Source organism: Tenacibaculum aquaeponti (assembly GCF_052084715.1).
GTDB lineage: Bacteria > Bacteroidota > Bacteroidia > Flavobacteriales > Flavobacteriaceae > Polaribacter.
This window is the reverse complement of the sequence record NZ_CP197288.1, coordinates 2,063,877-2,077,282: the sequence shown is the minus strand read 5'-3', so window position 1 is coordinate 2,077,282 and position 13,406 is coordinate 2,063,877. Positions and strand designations below refer to the sequence as shown.

Genomic DNA, 13,406 nt, shown 5'->3' with positions numbered 1-13,406 from the left:
ATTTAAGTCGCCATTATGATAAATAATGCGGCTTGCATATAACGGTTTGTGTATTATTAGTTGCGTTTTTTTTCCAAATGTAACTAAAAATTATTGGTTTTTAGTTTCAGCGAATACTTCCTAAAGAATCCAGAATTAAGCAATGAATTATACACGGTGTTACCCACAGTATCTATTCCTTCATATCATATTTATCAAATAATTCAGAAAGTTTATTGAATTTTGATTTAGATAGTAAAATGAATCTTGGAATCTCTCCTACTATTTTATAATTACTACATTCAAAACAAATCTCAAAAAATCCGTCTATATTCTCATTAGAATCATAAAATATGATTCCATGACGAGGAGCGTAACATGAATCTACTGTATAATCTTCTATATCTGTTTTTTGGTTAAACAAACTATTAAGAAAAATTGTAAAATCCGATTTCTTTATTTCGGTTTTCTGTCCAATTAATTTTTCTTCCAATTCAACTTTCCAGTTTTTATTTTTAATGTACTCTTTTTTAATTATAGTTTCGTTATCACATTCCTTTTCCAAAATTTTATCTCCATTATCATTGAAAAACTTTACCTTCCTACATTTCGGTAAAATTTTGATTAATTCAATACGGAGTATTTCAGAGTTTATAAATTTTTCAGTTTTTGAAACTATTGAATCAATATCAGAAGTTGACAATTCCATGTCTGTTATAAATTCTTTATTAGTCTGTGAAAAACCGTAAAAGGAAAAAAGAAAAATAACATATATTATCGCGTTTCTCATTATTGTGGGTAACGTTTGTATAAACTTAAATGCAGTATATCTACATTTATCTTGTTGTTGTTTAAGTGTTTGATTTATATTGTTTTATTGTCTAAAAAAGTGTCTAATGGACTTTTTATTTTTGCAAGAGACTTGCTAGTAACTCTTGTGTAAATTTCAGTTGTTTTGCTGCTTCCATGACCTAAAATATTTTGAATATATCTTAAATCTATACCTTGTTCTAACATATGTGTAGCGAATGAATGGCGTAACATATGTGGAGTGACATTTTGTGAAATTCCTGCCTTCAAAGCAGCTCTTTTTAAAATTTTAGCAACACTGCTGCTACTATATTGTTTTCTATTAAATCCTTCTATTAACCAATAATTTGGTTTATATTCATTTATATATAGATTATGCAATTTTTTCATATGCTCTGCGAAAATTGTAGTTCTATCTTTGTTTCCTTTTCCAGATCTAACAAATATAAGATTTTTATCATATAAAATATCTTCTTTTCTTAAGGCTAATAACTCACTTATGCGTAAGCCAGATGAATAAAGTAAAGCTAAAATAAACTTATGTTTTAAATTTTTACTGTGTTTTAATATCTTAAAAATTTGTTGCTCACTTAAAACTTTTGGAAGTTGCTTTGGCTTTTTCGGTCGTTCTATATAATATGTTTTGCGGTCTCTCTGTAAAACTTTTTCAAAATAAAATTTAATAGCATTTATGGCTTGATTCTGTGTGCTGATAGATACTTTTTTTCTTTGAATTAGGTAGTCTTGAAAGTTTCTAATGTCTTCTTCGGTTGCACTTTCAATAGGTTTTTTATCTAAGAAATCTATAAATTTTTTAAGAGAAGAAGTGTAAACCTTTATTGTGTTGGTACTGTATCTCTTTCTTTTTAATAATAATTCATAAGATACCGGAAATGTTGTGATGTGTTTTTTATTTTGATTTCTAATAATACGATTTGTAAAAGAGATATTATGGTTTTCTAGTAAGTTTAAAATTTTATTTATGTTTTCTGAGGATTTCAATAAATACCAACTTTTTAAGCTTTTGCTCCATTTTATACCATTCAAATTTTTAATGATGTTAATGATTTCTTTGTTGTAAATAAAGCGAATAGTGATTTGTGAATTTCCTTTATGGGTAGTACATTCCAAAATAACATTAGAATTAGTCATCATAGCAATTTTCTTTTATAGCATTGCTAAAATAGTAATTTAAATGAAAATGGTTAAATACGAAGACGATACAAAAAAATAGAGTTTGAAGACCAAAATAAATTCAATAAAAAAATCCAACATTTCTGTTGGACTTTTTTGCTCCCCCTCTTGGGCTCGAACCAAGGACCCTCTGATTAACAGTCAGATGCTCTAACCAACTGAGCTAAGGAGGAGTTTGCGACACAAGATTTGTGTTTTGCGAGTGCAAATATAACATCATTTTTTATTCCGCAAACGTTATTTCACGTAATTCTTTGAAGAAATTTTGTTGAGAGAATTAAATCAGTTAAGAATGAATGAGATAGGATAATAACTAGATGTGAGTTTTTTTGAAAATAAATTCAATAAAAAAAGTCCAACATTTCTGCTGGACTTTTTTGCTCCCCCTCTTGGGCTCGAACCAAGGACCCTCTGATTAACAGTCAGATGCTCTAACCAACTGAGCTAAGGAGGAGTTTGCGACACAAGATTTGTGTTTTGCGAGTGCAAATATAACATCATTTTTTTATTCCGCAAACTTTTTAGTGAAAAAAAACGTTTTTTTTTAATTAGTGTCTCAAAATTAAAATCTTAAAATTAAAGAATGCTATTTTACTAAAAGTTGTACTTTTGTATTAGTTATTCTTATTACAGAAAAGTACAATTGTTTTATATGGACAAGTTTTCGTTCTTAAATGCAGCACACATTGGTTTTATTTCAGAGTTGTATGAACAATATCAGAAAAACCCAGATGCTGTTGAACCAAGTTGGAGAAGTTTTTTCCAAGGATATGATTTAGCAAACGAGAATTACTCGTTAACTGATGAAGAAGAGATAGAGATTCCTGAAGAAGTTCGTAAAGAGTTTCTAGTAATCGATTTAATAAATGGATATCGTACCAGAGGACACCTGTTCACTAAAACGAATCCTGTAAGAGAGCGTAGAAAATATACGCCTACTTTAGATTTAGCAAATTTCGGATTAACGGATCAAGATTTAACAACGGTATTTAATGCCGGACAAATTTTAGGTATTGGCCCGCAAACGTTATCTGTAATCGTTAAGCATTTACAAAACATCTACTGCGATAGTATTGGTGTAGAGTATATGTATCTTAGAAATCCAGAAGAGATTAAATGGTGGCAAGATCGTTTGAATAAAAACGACAATCACCCAAGTTATAATTTAGAGGAAAAAAAATACATCTTATCTAAATTAAATCAAGCCTCTACTTTCGAGAGTTTTTTACAAACAAAATATGTAGGTCAAAAACGTTTCTCTGTCGAAGGTGGAGAAACTTTAATTCCAGGTATTAGTGTGGCGCTTCGTGATGCTGCTGAAAAATATGGAGTTCAAGAGTGTGTTTTAGGTATGGCTCACCGTGGTCGTTTAAATACATTAGTGAATATCTTTAAAAAACCTGTTCGTGATTTATTTAGCGAGTTTGAAGGTAAAGATTTCGAAGATGAAACTATAGATGGAGATGTAAAGTATCACTTAGGTCTTACGTTAAGTAAATCGTACAGAGGTGGTCAAGAGATGAAAATGAACTTAGTTCCTAACCCTTCTCACCTAGAAACTGTAGATGCAGTTGCTGAAGGAATTGTTAGAGCTAAAGTGGATTTAGATTATGATGGGGATGATTCTAAAATTCTTCCAATTTTAGTACATGGTGATGCTGCAATCGCAGGTCAAGGTATTGTATATGAAGTTGTGCAAATGGCACAATTAAACGGATATAAAACGGGTGGAACAATTCACGTTGTAGTAAATAACCAAGTTGGTTTTACAACGAATTATTTAGATGCTCGTTCTAGTACATACTGTACAGATGTTGCAAAAGTAACATTGTCTCCTGTATTACACGTAAATGCAGATGACGCAGAAGCTGTTTGTCACGCAATGCAAATTGCTGTGGAATACAGAGCAAAATTCAAAAAAGATGTGTTTATTGACTTATTAGGATACCGTAAATATGGTCATAACGAAGGTGATGAACCAAGTTTTACACAGCCTAAATTATATCAATTAATCAAGAAGCATAAAAATGCGAAAGAAATTTACGTAGCAAAGTTATTAGAAGATGGATCAATAACTAAAGATTACGTGAAACAAATTACAGACGAATTCAAAGAGCATTTAGAGGCTGAGTTTACAGAATCAAAGAAGAAAACAACTTCTAAGATTCAAGATTTCATGCCAGACGTTTGGGACGGATTCGTGCGTAAGCAATTAGAAGATATGTTACAGCCAACAGATACAACATATTCTGTTGAAGCATTAAAAGATATTGCAAAAGTAATTTCATCAACACCAGACGGACATAAGTTTGTTCGTAAAGCTGAACGTATTTTAAAAGGACGTGCAGATATGGTATTTGAAAAAAATGAGTTGGATTGGGGTACTGCCGAAAATTTAGCTTACGGAACTTTACTAGAAGAAGGTTACAATGTTCGTATTTCTGGAGAAGATGTAGAAAGAGGAACATTCTCTCACCGTCATGCGATCATGCGTGATGAAAATACTTTAGAGCGTGTAAACTTATTAAACACAAATCCTAAAAATAAAGGAGAGTTAACAATTTTCAACTCTCATTTATCTGAATACGGAGTTTTAGGTTTCGATTACGGTTATGCAATGGCTGCACCAAATACTTTAACAATCTGGGAAGCACAGTTTGGTGATTTTGCTAACGGAGCACAAATCGTTTTCGATCAATATATTTCTTCAGCAGAAGACAAGTGGAAGTTACAGAACGGATTAGTAATGTTATTACCTCATGGATATGAAGGTCAAGGACCAGAACATTCATCAGCAAGAATAGAACGTTTCTTACAATCTTGTTCTACAGATAACTGGACAATTGCAAATTGTTCTACACCAGCAAATATGTACCACATTTTACGTCGTCAGATGAAACGTGAATTCAGAAAGCCTTTAGTGGTATTTACTCCTAAGAGTTTATTACGTTTACCAGCGGCAGTAAGTACAATTGAAGAATTAGCTGAAGGAACTTTCCAAGAAGTAATCGATGATACAATCGATACAGCTAAAGTGAAGAAAATGGTATTCTGTACGGGTAAATTCTATTACGACTTATTAGCTGAACGTAATGAATTAGGTAGAGAAGATGTTGCTTTAGTTCGTATTGAGCAATTATTCCCATTACATAACGACAAAATCAAAGAAGTTATGGATAAGTATCCAAACGTTGAAAGTTATGTTTGGGCACAGGAAGAACCTAAAAATATGGGAGCTTGGTCGCACATGTTAGAGCGTTTTGAGCACGCAAGATTAGAATGCGTTTCAGATGCATACAGAGCTGCTCCCGCTGCAGGTTCTAAAAAGCGTTCAGAAGAGCGCCACAAAGCAATTATTGCTAAAGTTTTTGATAAATAAAAAAAGAATAAAATAAATTTCAGATATAAAAATTAATACTGATGGTTTTAGAAATGAAAGTTCCTTCTCCGGGGGAATCAATTACAGAAGTAGAAATAGCAACTTGGTTAGTTGAAGATGGAGACTATGTAGAAAAAGATCAACCAATTGCCGAAGTTGATTCTGACAAAGCTACGTTAGAATTACCAGCGGAAGAAAGCGGAATTATCACTTTAAAAGCAGAAGAAGGAGATGCTGTAGCAGTTGGTGCTGTAGTTTGTCATATAGATATGGGTGCTGCTAAGCCAGAAGGTGGAGCAGAGAAGAAAGAAGATGCACCAAAAGCTGAAGAGAAAAAAGAAGCTCCTAAAGCTGAACCAGCAAAAGATACATATGCAACAGGAACTGCGTCGCCAGCAGCTAAGAAAATTTTGGCTGAAAAAGGAATTAGCGCTGCTACTGTTAAAGGAACAGGGAAAGACGGAAGAGTTACTAAAGAAGATGCGGTAAAAGCTGTTCCATCTATGGGAACTCCAGGAATGGGAGCTCGTGGTTCTGAGCGTAAGAAATTATCGATGTTGCGTAGAAAAGTTGCAGAGCGTTTAGTTGCTGTAAAAAATGAAACGGCAATGTTAACTACATTTAACGAAGTTAATATGAAGCCAATTTTCGATTTGCGTAACGAATATAAAGAAGCTTTTAAAGCGAAACACGGAGTTGGTTTAGGGTTTATGAGTTTCTTCACATTAGCTTGTGTTAGAGCGTTACAGATGTATCCAGCTGTAAACTCTATGATCGATGGTAAAGAAATGGTTTCTTTCGATTTTCAAGATGTTTCAATTGCTGTGTCTGGGCCAAAAGGTTTAATGGTTCCAGTAATTAGAAATGCTGAAAACTTAACGTTTAGAGGTGTTGAAAGCGAAGTGAAGCGTTTAGCAATTAGAGCTCGTGAAGGTCAAATTACTGTTGATGAAATGACAGGAGGTACATTTACAATTACAAATGGTGGTGTATTTGGTTCTATGTTATCTACACCAATTATTAATCCTCCACAAAGTGCAATCTTAGGAATGCATAATATTGTAAACAGACCAGTTGCAGAAAACGGAGAAGTTGTTATTCGTCCGATTATGTATGTAGCTTTATCTTACGATCACAGAATTATTGATGGTAAAGAATCTGTAGGTTTCTTAGTTGCTGTTAAAGAGGCTTTAGAAAATCCTGTAGAATTACTAATGAACGGAGATATTAAGAAAGCTTTAGAAATGTAATTTTCTTTAAAGTGAATATAAAATTAAAAAATCCTATACCTAAACAGTGTAGGATTTTTTTTGTCACATAATTAATCAATAAAATGAAACTACAAGATTCAAAAATTGCTACAACAAAAAGAATAGAATTATTAGATGTTTATAGAGGGTTTGCTATTCTCGGAATTTTTGTTGTGAATATCGTGATCATGAATTCTACATTTTTAAATCAAGATGAATTCGCTACTCAATGGACATCTAGTGTTGATGTTATTGCTCAGAAAGTTTTGCAGTTGTTTTTTTATACTAAGTTTTTTCCAATTTTCTCTTTGTTATTTGGTCTAGGAATTTCTATGCAAGCCATTAAATTAACTGAAAAAGGAAAAATGAGCACTGCTTTTTTTATCAGGAGAATGTTCTTCTTATTCTTGTTTGGGTTTTTACATATCAGTTTACTTTGGTCTGGAGATGTATTAAATATGTATGCTTTTCTGGGTTTGTTAACGGTGTTTTTTATTAAAAAATCGAACCGATTGATTTTAGGATTATCATTGTTGTTTTTACTCTTTCCTTTTTACGATTTTGTATTTGAGCGATTATTTAATGTTGTAGGTTATGATTCTAGCCAATTTTTAATAAACCATTCAGGAGAATCAGTAAGAAATATAATAAGAAATGGATCTTATCTTGAAGGTGTGCAATTACGGTTTTTAGAATATGGAGCGAACTTTCCTATGCTAATCGGATTTCTTGCTCCAATAGCCTTATCAATGTTTTTATTGGGTTTGTATCTAGGAAAAAATAAGATATATGAATCTCTAGAAAGTTTTATAATTAACATTAAAAAACCGGTACTAATTGTAGCAGTTGTTTCTAATCTGTATCGAATATTATTTCTTTATGTATTGGTAAAATTAGATGTCTATAAAATTGATATTGTAAGACAACTTTTTATAAAGTTTATGGTTATCTCAGATGTAATTATGGGACTATTTTATTTATGGATAATGAGTTGGTTGTGGTATAAAACAAAATTCAGAAAGGTTTTGTCACCTTTAAAACATGTAGGTAAAATGGCATTAACGAATTATTTAATGCATAGTTTTATTGGTTTGTTATTGTTTTCTTCCGTAGGTTTATCGCTGTATGAAACTTTTAGTCCCTCACAAACTTTTTTAATAGCACTACTAGTTTTTGTTTTTCAAATTATTACTAGTAGAATATGGTTGTACTATTTTAAATTTGGTCCATTAGAATGGTTATGGAGATGTCTTACTTATAAAAAGGTTTTTAGGTTAAAAAAGAATGTTTAATTATACTTTTATATATTTATAGATTAACCTTTATAAAGATCCATTAAAAATGCATTTTAAGCATTTACTTTTAATCTTATTTATTTTATTTAGTATTGTTGATGTCTTAACGATTTTTTATGGTTGTAAAGATTTGTTGTGGTTGCCTAGAATATTAAGTTTATCAGCAGTTGTTTTGTATGGTTGTTTTACTAATAAAAAAATCCAGATAAGTTTTTTGATATTATCCTTTTTTATTGTTTTAACAGGTTTTTTATTTTCTTTAAATGACTACACTTTACTGGGGATGTTAAGTTTAGTTTGCTTGAGATTAAGTTGGTTAAAATTAATCTATGATTTGAATAGTAAAATAGATTACATTATTTTTTTTAAAGTATTAGGAATAACTTCTGTGTTCTTTGGTGTTATATTTTATGTTCTATATGTAAATAGTACTTTTTATTATTTAGCTGTAGCAACAACATTTAGTTTATTACTATTATTAGCTATAGCTTTCTCGTTATTTACTACAAAAGGAGGAGCTTTCGGAAATAGAGAAATGTTATTATCAATTATTATTTTTATTTTTTCTGATACTTTATCTGGTTCAAAGAAAATTACAGGAACATCATTGTTTTTTATCATTTTAAGTGTTGTTTTATATAATACAGCATATTATTTTTTAATGAGAGCAGTGATAAAAAACGCGAAGAAATAAGGTTATTCTTTAGAAAATTTAATTTTTAAACTAGGAAAACTAACACCATCTATAGTTATTTCAGAAGAGGTTTTGTAGGCGTAAATTGAATCCTTTACGGTTAATTTAGGTGTAACCAAATCATAATTAATTTTAATTTTTTCAATAGAATCAGATACAAAGGTAATTTGATCAGTTACTTGAATATTTTCAATTTCAGCCTCTTTAACTGAATTGATTTCTAATATTTTATTCTGAGATAATTCTTGTAGTTGATTGATTATGTTTTCTTCAAAATCAGGATGAGTGGCTTTCAATTTTAATAAATCAAAATACTGATTGAACTTCTCTGTTAAGAGTTCATGTTTTGTGATTTCTAAAGCAGAAGTTTCGGTATAACTTTTAGCAGTGAAATCATAGGTTTTATTCATCTCTTTATTCGCACAAGAAATAAATAGTAAAACTAAAATTATGTAGATTAACTGTTTCATTGTACAATAAATTTAAGTTTAACAATTTTTCCATGCTCAATAACTTTATCAAGAATTTTAATTTTCTTTAAAGTATTCGTTGGAGTAGAAATCAGCTGAATAAAGTTTAATTTCGAATATACTTCTACCCCCAAATCATTTCCGTAAAAACGATAGATTTTAGCATTATTTGAAATTAAATTATTTAAGTTTAGTTGACGAACCTTCCAGTCTTTCACATTATTATTCGCATAATAATCTAACATTAAAGAATAATCATCAGAAGCAATTCTTACTTTATTATTACTATTAGATACAATACGACGTGTAATGGTGTCTGTTTTATGGTAAGGAGAACTCACAACAAAAGTGATTTGTTTAGCTGTAGTTTTGTGTCGAAAACAACCTAAACTATCAGTTTTAAGATACAAAGGAGATTCTGTTTTGGATAGTACGGTAATATTTAAATGTGATTTGGTAATTGGAATATCTGTAATTTGGTCTACAAAACAGAATACAAATTCATTAGTTTTAGGTTTTACTAAAGTCCATCCGATAATACTAATTAAAAGAATTGAAATTCCGAAGAGTAGAGTTTTTTTTGGAATTACATGACTTCTTTCTTTTTCATTTTTAGTGACGAAATCATTCCAGTTTTCGTAGCCAATATACTTACTTAATAAATTTAAAATATCAATTCTTGGTAATTTATCAGAAGTGTTTTTACAATAGGTATAAAACCATTTTTCACTGACCTTTCCTTTCACCTTATCAAATAAATCTTCCTGAAAAAGAACAATGTCTTCTCCTTTCCAATCTTCAATGGTTTTTGGTGCGCTATGCGTTTTTAAAAAAGTAACAACAAGCTCTTTTTTAAGTAAATCAAAGTGATAAGATTCGGTTTTCTCCAAAGTTCTAATAGCTTTTTTGTTTTGTAAAATAGTTTACAAAGCTTTTACAAGTGTTTTACAAGGCTATGTATAGCAACAAAAATAGGTTTGTAAAACGAATTATTAAATATAAAGTTATGAAAGTTTATTCAATCAAAATCCAATTAAAATTGTTGATGTTGTTTTTATTATTATCACAAGTTTTTGCGTGTAGCGACAAATCTCCATCTTATAATGAGAATATCAGTGTTTCAGAAAGTTTCGCTAAGGAAAGTAATTTGAAAGCATTTGCTGCTTCAGAAGAAGTAAAAGATAAACCAACTATTAAAACTATTGAAAAACAGAAATTAAAAATTATTAAAACTGGAGAGTTAAAACTTAAAGTTAAAAATGTAAAAACAACAACTGCTCAAATAAAAACTTTACTCGAAAAGTATAATGCTTACATAGCAAATTTGCGATATGAAAACACCTCTTATCAGAAGCAAAATAATTTTACAATTAAAGTACCGAAAGCATCTTTCGATGTATTATTAGATTCGATTAGTACTTATGCTGAAGTTTTAGATTATGAGAATGTGAGTACTCAAGATGTAACTGAAGAATTTCTAGACATAGAAACAAGATTAGCAACAAAACTTCAAGTTAAAGAACGTTATGAAACCATATTAAAAAAGAAAGCTAAAACCGTAGAAGATATTATTTATGCAGAAGAGAAGTTAGGTGCTATTCAGGAAGAAATTGAAGCAGCACAAGGTCGATTGAAATACTTATCCAATAGAGTAATGTTAAGCACAATTCATGTAAAATTATATGAAGAAATTCCTTATAAATTTTCAAAGATAAAAACAGAAACTTTTGGCAGTAAATTTAAGCGAGCGATTTCCTTTGGTTGGACTTTTCTAGAGAATTTAGTGCTAACTCTAGTACATACTTGGCCAGTGATTTTAATAGGTGTTGTGGGATTTTTGTTATACCGAAAAAGAAAAAATACTAAATTAGAGGATATTAACTAAATCTTCTTACAATGAAATTAGGTGCTTTCTCAATAAGTTTGTCTGTTAAAAGTTTAAAAAAATCAAAAGAGTTTTATGAAACACTAGGTTTTTCAGTATTCGCTGGAGAAATGGAACGAGACTATTTAATCATGAAAAATGGAAATTCGTTGATTGGTTTATTTCAAGGAATGTTCGAAAACAACATTTTAACATTTAATCCAGGTTGGGATGAAAATGCAAATAATTTAGAAGAATTTGATGATGTTAGAACGATTCAAAAACACTTAAAAGAGAACCACATCAAATTAGAAAAAGAAACAGATGAAACTACAACTGGTCCTGCAAGTATTGTGTTTTTTGATCCTGATGGAAACACAATTTTAATAGATCAACATGTATAAAAATGAAAGTCAGTTAGAGCGGAATAGAAGAATTTCTAGTCCGCTTTATCTGATAAGTTATGTAGTTGTTTAAAAAAATTAATTTTGATCGTTAAGTTTCCAGTTATAATTCATGTATCTGATTTTAGCATTAGGTAAAATCTTTACTTCAGAATATTTGTTAATAAAAGCAATAATATCTCCCATTTGAAAATCTTCTGGATACCATTCAAAAACTTTAGATATTTCTATTTCTGTATTGGTTATTTTATTTTTAATTGAGTCGTTAATAAATTCTTTGGTTAGTTTTTCTAAATTTTCTTCAATATTATTTTCAGTAAATGCAGAATTTGTAAACCTAGGACCAGAGTAACTTGCCGCATTTAATCCAAAATGAATACGACCATCGTTAAACTGTTTTCTAATAATACCATGTTCAATTTCATTTAATGTGTAAACTTTACCTCCAACATTAGCAAAACGATAATTCCAAGCATCTTTACCTTTTTTCTTTATATGCACTATACTATTATTGGTTGTACTTGTGACTATAAAACCAATAGTGCTATTTGTATTTTGTTTTTCTTCTATGCTTGTTTCTTTTTTAGGAGGGTAATTGTCAATAATTATCTTAATTGTATATGCGTTATATGCGTTATATGCGTTAATCCAAAAGGCTTTTCTTTTATTATTGCTCCACTCTTCATTTGGTTTCGTTTTTGATAAATAATCTAAATAAGAGTTTAGTTTGTCAGAGTTTTTTAGGATTGATTTATAATTTATCTTTCCATTAAGGTTAATATTTTGCTGAAGAATAGTATTGTAATCTTCAATTTGACCATAAATTGTATTAAAACAAAGTAGAATTATAATTGGGGATAAGAAATTTTTCATAATTAATTAAAATTGTGTTTTTTCAAAACACTCTAATATAATGAATTTCAGTGATATAGTTTTGGTTTGTGAAGATTTAAAAAAAAAACGAGTAGATTTTAAACTACTCGTTTTTTTAGGATTATTTATGAACAAGGGATAATTATCTTATTTATCGTTTAAGCTCCAGTCATATTCTAAGTATGAAATTGTAGCATTATCATTTACTTTAGTTTTAGAATATTTATTTATATAGTCTACTAGTGTGTTGTTAGATGTAAAATCTTCTTGGTACCACTCAAAAATCTTTGAGACTTCAATTTTAGTTAAAGTAATTTTATTTTTTGATGTGTCATTTATAAAATCAGACATTAAACTTTCTAGTTTTTGATCAATGTTTTTCGCGCTGAAAGCGTAGTTAGGGAATTTAGGTCCAGAAACAGATCCTGCATTTATACCAACGTGTATTCTAGCATCATCGTGCCATCTTCTTAAAATTTTATGTTCAATATAATCTAAAGAATATGTTTGTTTACCCACCTTAGCGAAAGGTAATTTCCAAGCATTTCTTCCTTTTATTTTTATATCAGTTAACTTTTTTAAAGGGTAACTGTCTATGATTAATTTAATAGTGTAAGCATTGTAAGCATTCATCCAAAAAGCTTTAGCTTTTTTAGAAGACCATTTTTTTGAAGGAATTGTAGCTTCTAATTGATTTAAATAAATGTCTAGAACAGCTTTGTTTTTTCTTAAACCTTTGTAATCTAATTTTCCGTCTGAAGTCACATAGGTTTTTAATAGTGCGTTAAAAACTTCGTTAGATTGAGACTGGATGCTGTATGTTAATGTGCTGAATAATAAAGTAATAAATAGTTTTTTCATTTTGTGTTAATTTGTCCGCGGGGGGAATTTATTTACAAAGATTAAGACGGGTAAAAAAAAAATACATTACAAATGCGCGGTAAAAAAAATTAAAACAAAAATAAATTATGTTAAAATTTAAGTGTTTTTAAATTCAAAAAAAGGAAGTTTAGCTAGGTTTTTCAAGGGGTTTGTTTGATAGTAAAAATTAACAAAATTTAATTTTTTAAAAGAAGTATTTTAAGTCTCTTTAAAATGATTTTTGTTTGTTTTTTTAGTTAAAAAGTTTAAAATTATTATGCTTTATGTATGTTTTAAGATAAAAAATTGTATATTTTATGTTTAATTTATAGA

Annotated in this window: 12 protein-coding genes and 2 tRNA genes; 6 read left to right on the top strand and 8 right to left on the bottom strand. The window is 29.5% G+C overall.

Annotated elements, in window-relative coordinates; all coding sequences use genetic code 11:
* Nucleotides 1–172 precede the first annotated feature (172 nt).
* The 4 genes from ACSIGC_RS09220 to ACSIGC_RS09205 all read right to left on the bottom strand — a co-directional run bounded on the left by ACSIGC_RS09220 (nucleotide 173) and on the right by ACSIGC_RS09205 (nucleotide 2,437).
* The gene (locus ACSIGC_RS09220) at nucleotides 173–688 is read right to left on the bottom strand and encodes a hypothetical protein (protein ID WP_442264536.1); all 516 of its coding nucleotides are present in this window, start codon (nucleotides 686–688) and stop codon (nucleotides 173–175) included.
* A 155-nt stretch (nucleotides 689–843) separates the two neighbouring features.
* Nucleotides 844–1,941 carry a site-specific tyrosine recombinase/integron integrase gene (gene xerA / locus ACSIGC_RS09215; RefSeq protein WP_442264535.1) on the bottom strand — a complete coding sequence of 366 codons (1,098 nt, stop codon included), beginning with the start codon at nucleotides 1,939–1,941 and terminating at the stop codon, nucleotides 844–846.
* Nucleotides 1,942–2,082: 141 nt separating this feature from the next.
* A tRNA-Asn gene (locus ACSIGC_RS09210) sits at nucleotides 2,083–2,156 on the bottom strand.
* 207 nt (nucleotides 2,157–2,363) lie between these two features.
* Nucleotides 2,364–2,437: transfer RNA gene (locus ACSIGC_RS09205), tRNA-Asn, on the bottom strand.
* 198 nt (nucleotides 2,438–2,635) lie between these two features.
* Between ACSIGC_RS09205 and ACSIGC_RS09200 the strand changes: the two genes are divergently transcribed.
* From ACSIGC_RS09200 to ACSIGC_RS09185, 4 genes are all read left to right on the top strand, one after another.
* Nucleotides 2,636–5,362: a 2-oxoglutarate dehydrogenase E1 component gene (locus ACSIGC_RS09200; protein ID WP_299681354.1), complete on the top strand. Its 2,727-nt coding sequence runs from the start codon at nucleotides 2,636–2,638 to the stop codon at nucleotides 5,360–5,362.
* Nucleotides 5,363–5,403: 41 nt separating this feature from the next.
* Nucleotides 5,404–6,612 (top strand): 2-oxoglutarate dehydrogenase complex dihydrolipoyllysine-residue succinyltransferase, encoded by a 1,209-nt coding sequence (odhB, locus tag ACSIGC_RS09195; protein ID WP_442264534.1) that lies wholly within the window; start codon nucleotides 5,404–5,406, stop codon nucleotides 6,610–6,612.
* Between the two features lie 83 nt (nucleotides 6,613–6,695).
* Entirely contained in the window at nucleotides 6,696–7,904 is a 1,209-nt protein-coding gene (locus ACSIGC_RS09190; protein WP_442264533.1) for a DUF418 domain-containing protein, read from the top strand.
* 49 nt (nucleotides 7,905–7,953) lie between these two features.
* Nucleotides 7,954–8,601 carry a hypothetical protein gene (locus ACSIGC_RS09185; RefSeq protein ID WP_442264532.1) on the top strand — a complete coding sequence of 216 codons (648 nt, stop codon included), beginning with the start codon at nucleotides 7,954–7,956 and terminating at the stop codon, nucleotides 8,599–8,601.
* 2 nt (nucleotides 8,602–8,603) lie between these two features.
* Here the strand turns inward: ACSIGC_RS09185 and ACSIGC_RS09180 are convergent, their stop codons facing one another.
* Nucleotides 8,604–9,071, bottom strand: coding sequence for a hypothetical protein (locus ACSIGC_RS09180; RefSeq protein WP_442264531.1), 468 nt, complete (start codon nucleotides 9,069–9,071; stop codon nucleotides 8,604–8,606).
* Nucleotides 9,068–9,961 carry a hypothetical protein gene (locus tag ACSIGC_RS09175; RefSeq protein ID WP_442264530.1) on the bottom strand — a complete coding sequence of 298 codons (894 nt, stop codon included), beginning with the start codon at nucleotides 9,959–9,961 and terminating at the stop codon, nucleotides 9,068–9,070. The genes ACSIGC_RS09180 and ACSIGC_RS09175 overlap by 4 nt, the downstream gene beginning before the upstream one ends.
* A 116-nt stretch (nucleotides 9,962–10,077) precedes the next feature.
* Between ACSIGC_RS09175 and ACSIGC_RS09170 the strand changes: the two genes are divergently transcribed.
* The gene (locus ACSIGC_RS09170; RefSeq protein ID WP_442264529.1) at nucleotides 10,078–10,956 is read left to right on the top strand and encodes a DUF4349 domain-containing protein; all 879 of its coding nucleotides are present in this window, start codon (nucleotides 10,078–10,080) and stop codon (nucleotides 10,954–10,956) included.
* Nucleotides 10,957–10,967: 11 nt separating this feature from the next.
* Nucleotides 10,968–11,339, top strand: coding sequence for a VOC family protein (locus ACSIGC_RS09165; RefSeq protein ID WP_442264528.1), 372 nt, complete (start codon nucleotides 10,968–10,970; stop codon nucleotides 11,337–11,339).
* A gap of 78 nt (nucleotides 11,340–11,417) precedes the next feature.
* On the opposite strand, the gene ACSIGC_RS09160 is transcribed toward ACSIGC_RS09165, so the two are convergent.
* Together ACSIGC_RS09160 and ACSIGC_RS09155 are read right to left on the bottom strand one after the other, a co-directional pair.
* On the bottom strand, nucleotides 11,418–12,212 hold the full coding sequence (locus ACSIGC_RS09160) for a DUF547 domain-containing protein (RefSeq protein WP_442264527.1): 795 nt from the start codon (nucleotides 12,210–12,212) through the stop codon (nucleotides 11,418–11,420).
* 147 nt (nucleotides 12,213–12,359) lie between these two features.
* Entirely contained in the window at nucleotides 12,360–13,073 is a 714-nt protein-coding gene (locus tag ACSIGC_RS09155) for a DUF547 domain-containing protein (protein ID WP_442264526.1), read from the bottom strand.
* Between the last annotated feature and the right edge of the window lie 333 nt (nucleotides 13,074–13,406).

What these genes read in the sequence shown, in the direction of transcription:
- odhB (WP_442264534.1), top strand. Translation starts at nt 5,404, where the DNA reads ATGGTTTTAGAAATGAAAGTTCCTTCTCCGGGGGAATCAATTACAGAA.
- ACSIGC_RS09180 (WP_442264531.1), bottom strand. Translation starts at nt 9,071, where the DNA reads ATGAAACAGTTAATCTACATAATTTTAGTTTTACTATTTATTTCTTGT.
- ACSIGC_RS09220 (WP_442264536.1), bottom strand. Translation starts at nt 688, where the DNA reads ATGGAATTGTCAACTTCTGATATTGATTCAATAGTTTCAAAAACTGAA.
- ACSIGC_RS09160 (WP_442264527.1), bottom strand. Translation starts at nt 12,212, where the DNA reads ATGAAAAATTTCTTATCCCCAATTATAATTCTACTTTGTTTTAATACA.
- ACSIGC_RS09190 (WP_442264533.1), top strand. Translation starts at nt 6,696, where the DNA reads ATGAAACTACAAGATTCAAAAATTGCTACAACAAAAAGAATAGAATTA.
- ACSIGC_RS09185 (WP_442264532.1), top strand. Translation starts at nt 7,954, where the DNA reads ATGCATTTTAAGCATTTACTTTTAATCTTATTTATTTTATTTAGTATT.
- ACSIGC_RS09200 (WP_299681354.1), top strand. Translation starts at nt 2,636, where the DNA reads ATGGACAAGTTTTCGTTCTTAAATGCAGCACACATTGGTTTTATTTCA.
- ACSIGC_RS09155 (WP_442264526.1), bottom strand. Translation starts at nt 13,073, where the DNA reads ATGAAAAAACTATTTATTACTTTATTATTCAGCACATTAACATACAGC.
- ACSIGC_RS09170 (WP_442264529.1), top strand. Translation starts at nt 10,078, where the DNA reads ATGAAAGTTTATTCAATCAAAATCCAATTAAAATTGTTGATGTTGTTT.
- xerA (WP_442264535.1), bottom strand. Translation starts at nt 1,941, where the DNA reads ATGACTAATTCTAATGTTATTTTGGAATGTACTACCCATAAAGGAAAT.
- ACSIGC_RS09165 (WP_442264528.1), top strand. Translation starts at nt 10,968, where the DNA reads ATGAAATTAGGTGCTTTCTCAATAAGTTTGTCTGTTAAAAGTTTAAAA.